The sequence below is a fragment of the Streptomyces sp. NPDC002602 genome (assembly GCF_042889445.1).
Lineage (GTDB): Bacteria > Actinomycetota > Actinomycetes > Streptomycetales > Streptomycetaceae > Streptomyces.
This window is the reverse complement of the sequence record NZ_JBIAQX010000009.1, coordinates 66,868-74,675: the sequence shown is the minus strand read 5'-3', so window position 1 is coordinate 74,675 and position 7,808 is coordinate 66,868. Positions and strand designations below refer to the sequence as shown.

The window sequence follows — 7,808 nt, the reverse complement described above, 5'->3', positions numbered from 1 at the left end:
CGCCCACGCGTTCGATGCGGGCCCGACGGATCAGATTCTTGCCCGGCTCCCGCACCTTCTCGAACGCCGCGTTGTTCAACAAGACACAACTACCCGAAGGACCATTCACCGTCACCGTCGTCGCCTGCCCGTTGTCCAGATTCGTCACCTTCAGCTTCGTCCCCACCGGAAACGTCCCACTACTCGCCGCCGGCGCACCGGCCTCACCCGACAAAGTCACCGACGACCCCTTGCACACCACATCGGGGGCGGCGGCGTTGCCGGTTGCCATCGTGGCGACGGCTCCTCCCGCCACCAGTGCTCCGGTCACACCGGAGAACACGAGCTTCTTCGTACGACTCATCGTCCTCTTACGGGACATTGACACTCCTCGACTCGATGGCTGCTGTCCTCCCGTCCTGCATACGGCCGACATCGCGCGCGAGTTCACTCCTGTCTCAGGCCGAATGATCCGGCCGTGGGGAGGCCCGCGCGCCGTGTGGCGTACCAGGGCGGGCCGAAGTGCCCTGCGGCACGTACAAAGAAGCAGGTGGAAGGCCTGGAAGCCGAGTGGTCGACATGAGTCCCGCACCCGCGCCGACGGCCTCGATCGCCGCAGACCCAAGGCGGCCTAAGGAGGGCTTAAGGCCCCGTTGTTCCGCCCTTAAGGGGTCCCGGCAAGGTGTCGGACGCGTCGCCGGAGCGTCACTCCACCACCAGGTCCGCCAGGGATCGCCCCGGGGCGATCAGCCGGGCGTTCGCCTCGTCGGAACGCGAGACCCATTCCGTGGCGGCCGCCCGCTCCCTGCCGTGGCGAACATGGCGGTCGACGAGCCGCCGGACACGCACCGCGTCGTCCGGGGCGAGGAACCAGGCCTCATCGAGGAGCGGCCGTACCGACGCCCACTCCCCCGCCCCGTACAGCAGGTAGTTCCCCTCGGTGACGACCAGGGGTACGGAGGCGTCCACCCGGATGCTCCCGGCGACCGGTTCCTCCAGCGACCTGTCGAAGGCCGGGGCGTAGACCGCGCCGGACCCGGGCGACCTCAGCCGGCCCAGCAGCGCCGTGTATCCGACGGCGTCGAAGGTGTCCGGGGCGCCCTTGCGGGCGGCCCGGCCCAGGCGCACCAACTCGGCCTGGGCAAGGTGGAACCCGTCCATGGGCACCACGACGGCCCGCCCGGGCCCCAGGGTCAGGGCGAGGCGCTCGGCCAGGGTGGACTTCCCCGCGCCGGGCGGCCCGGCGATTCCCAGGATCCGCCTGTCCCCCGACGCCGCGAGCCTGCGCGCCCGCTCCTCCAGTTCCGTGAACTCCATGGCCCCATCCTGCGCCCTGGCGCGCCCGGCCCCCTCGGCGTCGGGCACTCACACACTCGTGCGCGTACGTGCATCCGGGGCAGCGCCCTCGGGAGAAGTGAGAGGTACACCCCCTGAGCAGAGGTGCCGGTTCCGGTCGGTTCCACGAGAGGAAGTTCCGCCGTGGTCTTCGTAGAGCGCTCGTTCACGGTCCCCAGGCCCCGAGCGGTCCTGATCGACTATCTGAAGGACTTCAGCCGGGCACAGGAATGGGACCCCGGCACCAAGACCTGCGAACGCCTCGACGACGGGCCCGTGCGGGTCGGCTCCACGTGGAGGAACGTGTCCGAGTTCCGTGGACGGGAGACCCGGCTCACGTACCAGTTGGTCCGCCTGGACGAGGACCGCCTGACCTTCGTCGGCGACAACTCGACGGTCACCACGACCGACGACCTCCTGCTGACCGCCGTCCCGGGCGGGACGGCGCTCACCTACCGGGCCCGGTTGGACTTCAAGGGGCTGTACAAGCTTGCCGCTCCGTTCCTCGGAAAGGAATTCAACCGTCTCGCGGACGAGGTGGAGCGAGTCATGCCGCGGGTGCTCGGGAACCTCTGACGGAGCAGGGTGGTCTCCACCGTGGTTCCGCCGCCTTGCCGCACCCTTTCCTCGGCCTCCGACGAACGGCCGCGACCGACACGCTGGACACGCGCACTCCCCCTGGCCGCCCTCGTCGGCGGTCGCCTCGCCCCAGTCGGAGTACTCGTGCGGTCGGATCAGGTGCCGCCGCCCCTTCGAAGGCGTTCCCGCGGTCACGGACGGCCACAATGGAACCATGAGCGAGCACCGCTTCACCCCTGACCAGGCCGGCACCGGCTGCGCCCCGAGCCCCGCCGGCCGGCCTCGGTACCGCCACAACCTCCGGTACGAGAACCCGGCCGGCAAGGCCTGGACCAGCCCCGAGGGGCACACCCTGCGCACTCCGTCCGAGCTCACCGTCGTCACGTGTGCCTGCGGCCTCGCCACCGACGCGCTTCCGAGCGACGATGCGCGGCTCGTCTACGAGGAACACCGCAACACCATCCGCGACGAGTCGGCGTGAGAGGCGAACGCGCCGCGCCAGGGCGGGGGCGGCGCTGCCGCCCCCGCCCACCGACCGCGCCCCGCGGCAACCGAGTTGAACCGGCTCAGTGGTGCGGCGAGCGCATCACCCGCCCCATCCGGGCATCGGCGACCGGTGCCGGACGGGGGCGGTGTCGCCCGGCGAGGCTCCGGACGCCAGTGAGCGCGGTGACGAGGTGGGCCATCAGGGCGCTCACGTGGTCCCCTCCCCGTGCGCGGCGGACCTCGCGAGGGCGCGGAACCCGTCCCACCGCACCTTCGGCCGGCCCAGACCCCGACGCTCCAGGTAGCGGTCGGTGGCCCGCTTCGTGTGGCGCAGGACGCGGAGCGCGTCGGTCGGCCGTCCCGAGCCCATCGGTTCCACGACGGCCGACGGGACGAGGATCCAGCCGTCCGTGGTCCGCCGCAGGTCCCCTCGGACGGATGCGTTGTACATGCGGTTGAGCCGCTCGTCGTGACGGTGCACCAGCAGCGTGGCCGGGCCCCGTTGGACGGCGCAGTCGGGCGGCACCTCGACCAGGTATCCGGCCGGGGTGGGTCTCGGCCGGGTCCGGGCAAGCAGTGGTGCCCCCGACGCGTCCCGTGCGGCCAGTACGGCCGTGGGGAACCGGCTCAGCTGCGCGGCGCCGGGCAGTGCTTCCGTCCCGGTCACGGCCGCCGGCGCGCCCGGTTCCGACAGCGTGGCCAGTGGCGGCCGTACGAGTATCCGCTCGGGTGCGACGGTGATGTGGAGCCGCAGGTAGTACCAGTGCATCAGGGGCCGCATCGGAGGCGAGAGGTACGAACGGCTGTGCGGCTGGCGCTCGAAGAGCCGCTGCCAGTACGCCTCGGCCCCTTCCGGGCCGGTCATGACCTCGTCGGGGCACTCGGCCCTGCCGGCGACGAAGAGCTGCGGGGCGGGATCGAGGCCGCTGCCCGTGGGATCCGAGAAGAGCAGCGCGACCCGGCCGTCGCGGCGCACGTTCAGCGCCTTCTGCGCGAACGCGAGGGAGGTGGTCAGCAGGAGGGTTCCGTCCTCGCGTCGTGCCACCGCGGTGGGCCAGGCCTGCGGGGTCCCGTTCCTGCCGAGAGTGACGAACTCGCAGGTCCGGTAGGCGTCCAGGGCGTCGAGGGGAGCGGAGTCGAGTACGGTCATCGTCCCGTCCCGCCGTTCAGCGGGGCCCGCCGAACGCGGCAGGAGGCGGCGTACCGCCGGCGACCGGTCGTCTTCCACACCAGGCGCCCGACGAGTGGGTCCCTGCCCAGGAAGCACCCCGGTTCCTGCGGGGTCGCGTCTTCGAGGAGCGCGCCGAGCACGAGCGTGAGCTTGTTCCTGGGGACGGTCTCCGGGCCGCGGCGTCCGACCGCGTCCCACTCGGCGACGGTCGGGTGGTCGGCCACCAGGGGCAGGACCAGCCGCTCCTCGTCGTCGGGGTGTTCCAGGAGCGCCGAGCGGTGTTCCTCCCGTGCCGGCGCGAGTTCCTCTCCCGCCTCGCGGTCGGCGGTCCGCCGCCACCCGGGGACGCGGTCGGTGACCGCCGCCAGGCTCCGGTCGATCCGGGCGTGCTGCTCCTCCATCCGCGCGACCGGTTCCTCGTCCGCCGCGCGCTCGCGCAGCAGCGGCCAGATCGTCTCGTCCTCGACGGTGTGGTGGTGCGGCCCCGTCATGTGCTCGGCCACGTGGGTTGCGATCTCGGTGGCACTGCCCGTCTCACCGTCCGGGACGGCTCGGACCAGGCGCGGCAGGAGGGCCGACTGGCGACGGAAGACGCGGTGGACCACGACCATTTCGTCGGTGTGGGGACGTTCGGAGGTTGTGCTGGGGGACACGCTCGGTTGCTCCGTGGATCGAATGCGGACGATGGGTGTGACCAAAGTGCCCGCTGTCGCTTGGCGTTGACTTGGCGGACCGCCCGACCCGCGTGCACGCCCTCTCCGCTTTCTCGACCTGGGCGTTCATCCTTCGTCGACGGATCGTTTTCGCCGCCTCCGGTAGATTTCCGGACGTGCTGCGAATACGAGTGCTGGGCTCCCTGGACGCCGAGACGAGAGGAACGCCGGTCCCCCTGGGAGCACCGCGGCAGCGGGCCGTGCTCGCCGGTCTCCTCGCGGCCCGCGGTGCGGTGGTGTCCGTGGACCGCCTCGCCGAGGACCTGTGGCGCGGCACCCCGCCGGCCAAGGCCACCGTGTCGTTGCATGCCTACGTGTCCAACCTGCGCCGCCTGCTGGAGCCCGAGCGGCCGCCGCGCGCCCCCGCCACCGTCCTGGTCACCTCCGCGCCGGGGTACGCCCTGCGCCTTCCCCAGGACGCGGTGGACGCCTGGCGCTTCGAGGCACGGCTGGACCGGGCACGGCGTGCCCCGGCCGCGCGGAGACGGGAACTGCTGGCCGAGGCACTGGCCTGGTGGCGGGGCCCGGCCTTCCAGGAGTACGCGGACGAACCGTGGGCCCTGCCCGAAGCGGCCCGCCTGGCGAACCTGCGGGCGGACGCCCGCGAGTTGGCCGTCGCGGCCGATCTCGGCACCGGACACACCGCGGAGGCGGCTTCGGCTGCCGAGGCGCTGGTGGGTGAGCACCCGTTGCGGGAGGAGGGCTGGCGTCTGCTGGCGCTCGCCCACTGGGCCTGCGGGCGGCGGGCCGACGCGCTCGCCGCCCTGCGTCGTGCCAAGGCGGTGCTGCGCGATGAGCTGGGCTGTGATCCCTCTCCCGCCCTGGTCGGGCTGGAACACGCCCTCCTCGACCAGCGGTTGGAGGTACTGCACGCCCACGTACCCGTGCGGCCGCCCGCGGGAGCCGTGGCGGATCCGCTGCGGGCGATCGGCCCGCCCGTGCAGGGCCCCGGCACCGCGCCCGCCGGCCGGCCGCCCCTGTTCCTCGGCCGGAGCGAGGAGCTCGGCGCCGCCGACACGGCGGCGCTGGCCGCTCGTGGCACCGGCGGCATGCTGCTGGTCACCGGCGAGGCGGGAGCGGGGAAGTCCGCTTTCCTCGCCCGGTTCGCGGACCGGCTGCGGGGCGAGGGCTGGACGGTGGTGATCGGCCGCTGCCCCGAGCACGAGGGCGCGCCGCCCGCGTGGGCCTGGGTGGAGGCGCTCGGCGCGCTCGCACGGGAGGTGCCTCCCGAGAACGCGGGGGATCTCGCCGTGCTCCTGCACCAGCCGGAGGGAACGGCGGCGGCCACGCGGGACGAGGCCACCGCCGACCGCTTCCGTACGCACCGCGCGTTCACGGCGTGGCTTTCCGCCGCCTCCGCCGGGCGGCCGCTCGCCGTGCTGCTGGAAGACCTGCACCGAGCCGACGGGGAGACTCTGGCCCTGCTCGAAGCGGCGGCGGCGGTCACCGGCGTGCCCCTGTTCACCGTGGCCTGCTACCGCCCCGCCGAGGTGACCGGCCGGCTGGTCACCAGCCTCGCCCGGCTCGCCGCCCGCCTTCCGCACCGGATCGCGCTCGGCGGGCTCCCGGCGCGCGACGTCGCGACCGTCGTCGACGCCGTCTGCGGCGAGCCCGTGGACAGGGCCACGATCGACACGATCACCGCCCGCACCGGAGGCAACCCGTTCTACGTCTGGGAGAGCGCACGGCTGCTCGACCGCGAAGGCGCGCTGGTGGCGCTGTCCGAGGTCCCCCAAGGCGTCCGGGACGTTCTGCGCAGACGATTGGCGCTGCTTCCCGACGCCGGGTTGGCGGTCGTGCGCCTCGCCGCCGCCGTCGGCCTGGAGACCGATGTCGCCCTGCTGATCGAGGCGGCCGATGCCGATGAGGAGAGGGTGCTCGAAGGGCTCGACGCCGCACTCGCCGCGGACCTGCTGACCGAGCCGGCGCCCGGCCGGGTCGGCTTCGTGCACGCCCTGGTCCGCGACACCGTCTACTCCGACCTGTCCGGCGTAAGGCGATCGCGCCTGCACGACCGCATCGCCCGGACGCTGCACCGCGACCGGCCCGAGGACCTGGCCGCGCTCGCCCACCACTTCGCCCGTTCGGGCAGGGCCGCGAACGCCCCGCTGGCCGTCGACTACGCCCTGCGCGCCGCCGAGCTGGCCGAACTCAGATACGCGCACGACGTGGCGGTCGGCCTGATCGCGCAGGCACTGGACGTGCACGGCGCGGCCACCGCGGATCCGTACGCGGACCCCGACGTCACCCTCGCCCTCCTGATGCGCCTGCTCGGCGCGCAGGTCCGCGCCGGCGCCACGGACGCCGCCCGGCACACGCGTCAACGGGCGGTGGAGCTCGCCGTACGAGCCGACCGCGACGACCTGGTCGCTGCGGTCTACGGAGCCTGGACGGAGCCTTCGCCCTGGCGCAGTCGACTGGCGGGCCTCTTCGACCGGACCGCGCTGGCCCGCCTGGAGCGGCTCGCCCGGGACCCCGCCCTGAACGGGGCGACCCGCGCCCGCGTGCTCCAGGTCCTCGCGGACGCGGTGGCCGGCGAGGACGCGCCCCGCGCCCGTGAGGCGGACGGTGTACAACTGGCCCTGGCCCGCTCCATCGGCGAACCGCGCCTGCTCGCCTCGGCCTTGATGACCTCGGCCAAGTTGCCTCCGCACGAACTGGGGAGCGCCACCCGGCCACCGCTCGTCGCCGAACTGCGCGAGCTGGCCGGGGACCACGACCTGCCCGCCCACCGTTGGGTGTGCGAACACCTCGACGCCATGACGGCGGCCGCCCGCAACGATCCCGCCGCGGTGCACCGACACACGACCGAGGGCCTGGACCTCGCGCACCGCTACGGAATGCTGTGGGCGCGGGGCATCAACGCAACCACCCGGGCCATGCTGGCCGCCATCGCGGGGCGGTTCGCGGAGGCGGAGGAGCGGTACGCGCAGGCGGACGAACTGTTCCAGCGGGTCGGGGCGCACCACGCGACGGGCCCGCGCACGCTCGGCCTGTGGACCATCCGCTTCACCCAGGGGCGGACCGCCGACATCGAGCGCAGCGTCCGCGACGTCCACGAGGCCGTCGGCGCGCCCGTGGCGGTGGCACACTCGCTGGTCCTGGCTCGCCAGGGACGGCTGGACGAGGCACGGGAGGTGTGTTTCCCGCCGCGACCGGTGACGGACCACCTCTACGGTGTCGAAATCGACTACCGCAGCGAACTCGCGGTCCTGCACGGCGATACGGAGGCCGCCGGCACGCTGATCGAGCACCTGCTGCCGATGCGCGACCAGTTCGGCGGCGCGGCCAACGCGGCCTACGCCACCCGCCCCCTCGCCCATCCGCTGGGGGACCTCCACCGCCTCCTCGGCGATCCCCGGGCGGCGGCCGATGCCTACGCCCTCGCCGAACGTGTCGCCCACGCCTGGAACGCTCCGCACCACGCGACGGCCGCCCGCCGCGCCGCGGCCGACCTGGCGGCGGACCACCTCCGACGACGGACCTTCGCGGTGTGACATGCCGTGTGGCGGAGTTGCGCGGCAGGGTGCTCATGCGCGACGGAA

6 protein-coding genes and 1 pseudogene are annotated in these 7,808 nt (G+C 73.5%); 3 read left to right on the top strand and 4 right to left on the bottom strand.

Features of this window, described 5'->3' with window-relative positions:
* Together ACFYW3_RS23535 and ACFYW3_RS23530 are read right to left on the bottom strand one after the other, a co-directional pair.
* Positions 1 to 268 (bottom strand): annotated as a pseudogene (locus ACFYW3_RS23535) (hypothetical protein); the annotation flags it as partial.
* A 416-nt stretch (positions 269 to 684) separates the two neighbouring features.
* Entirely contained in the window at positions 685 to 1,296 is a 612-nt protein-coding gene (locus ACFYW3_RS23530; RefSeq protein ID WP_389387211.1) for a nucleoside/nucleotide kinase family protein, read from the bottom strand.
* Between the two features lie 162 nt (positions 1,297 to 1,458).
* Between ACFYW3_RS23530 and ACFYW3_RS23525 the strand changes: the two genes are divergently transcribed.
* Positions 1,459 to 1,890 (top strand): SRPBCC family protein, encoded by a 432-nt coding sequence (locus tag ACFYW3_RS23525; protein WP_351758247.1) that lies wholly within the window; start codon positions 1,459 to 1,461, stop codon positions 1,888 to 1,890.
* A gap of 217 nt (positions 1,891 to 2,107) precedes the next feature.
* Positions 2,108 to 2,374, top strand: coding sequence for a hypothetical protein (locus tag ACFYW3_RS23520; RefSeq protein ID WP_351758250.1), 267 nt, complete (start codon positions 2,108 to 2,110; stop codon positions 2,372 to 2,374).
* A gap of 213 nt (positions 2,375 to 2,587) precedes the next feature.
* On the opposite strand, the gene ACFYW3_RS23515 is transcribed toward ACFYW3_RS23520, so the two are convergent.
* Both ACFYW3_RS23515 and ACFYW3_RS23510 read right to left on the bottom strand, forming a co-directional pair.
* On the bottom strand, positions 2,588 to 3,529 hold the full coding sequence (locus ACFYW3_RS23515; RefSeq protein WP_351758252.1) for a pyridoxamine 5'-phosphate oxidase family protein: 942 nt from the start codon (positions 3,527 to 3,529) through the stop codon (positions 2,588 to 2,590).
* Positions 3,526 to 4,203 (bottom strand): hemerythrin domain-containing protein, encoded by a 678-nt coding sequence (locus ACFYW3_RS23510; RefSeq protein ID WP_389387210.1) that lies wholly within the window; start codon positions 4,201 to 4,203, stop codon positions 3,526 to 3,528. Before ACFYW3_RS23510 ends, ACFYW3_RS23515 begins: the two co-directional genes overlap by 4 nt.
* A gap of 176 nt (positions 4,204 to 4,379) precedes the next feature.
* Between ACFYW3_RS23510 and ACFYW3_RS23505 the strand changes: the two genes are divergently transcribed.
* The gene (locus tag ACFYW3_RS23505; protein ID WP_389387209.1) at positions 4,380 to 7,760 is read left to right on the top strand and encodes a BTAD domain-containing putative transcriptional regulator; all 3,381 of its coding nucleotides are present in this window, start codon (positions 4,380 to 4,382) and stop codon (positions 7,758 to 7,760) included.
* The last annotated feature ends 48 nt before the right edge of the window (positions 7,761 to 7,808 follow it).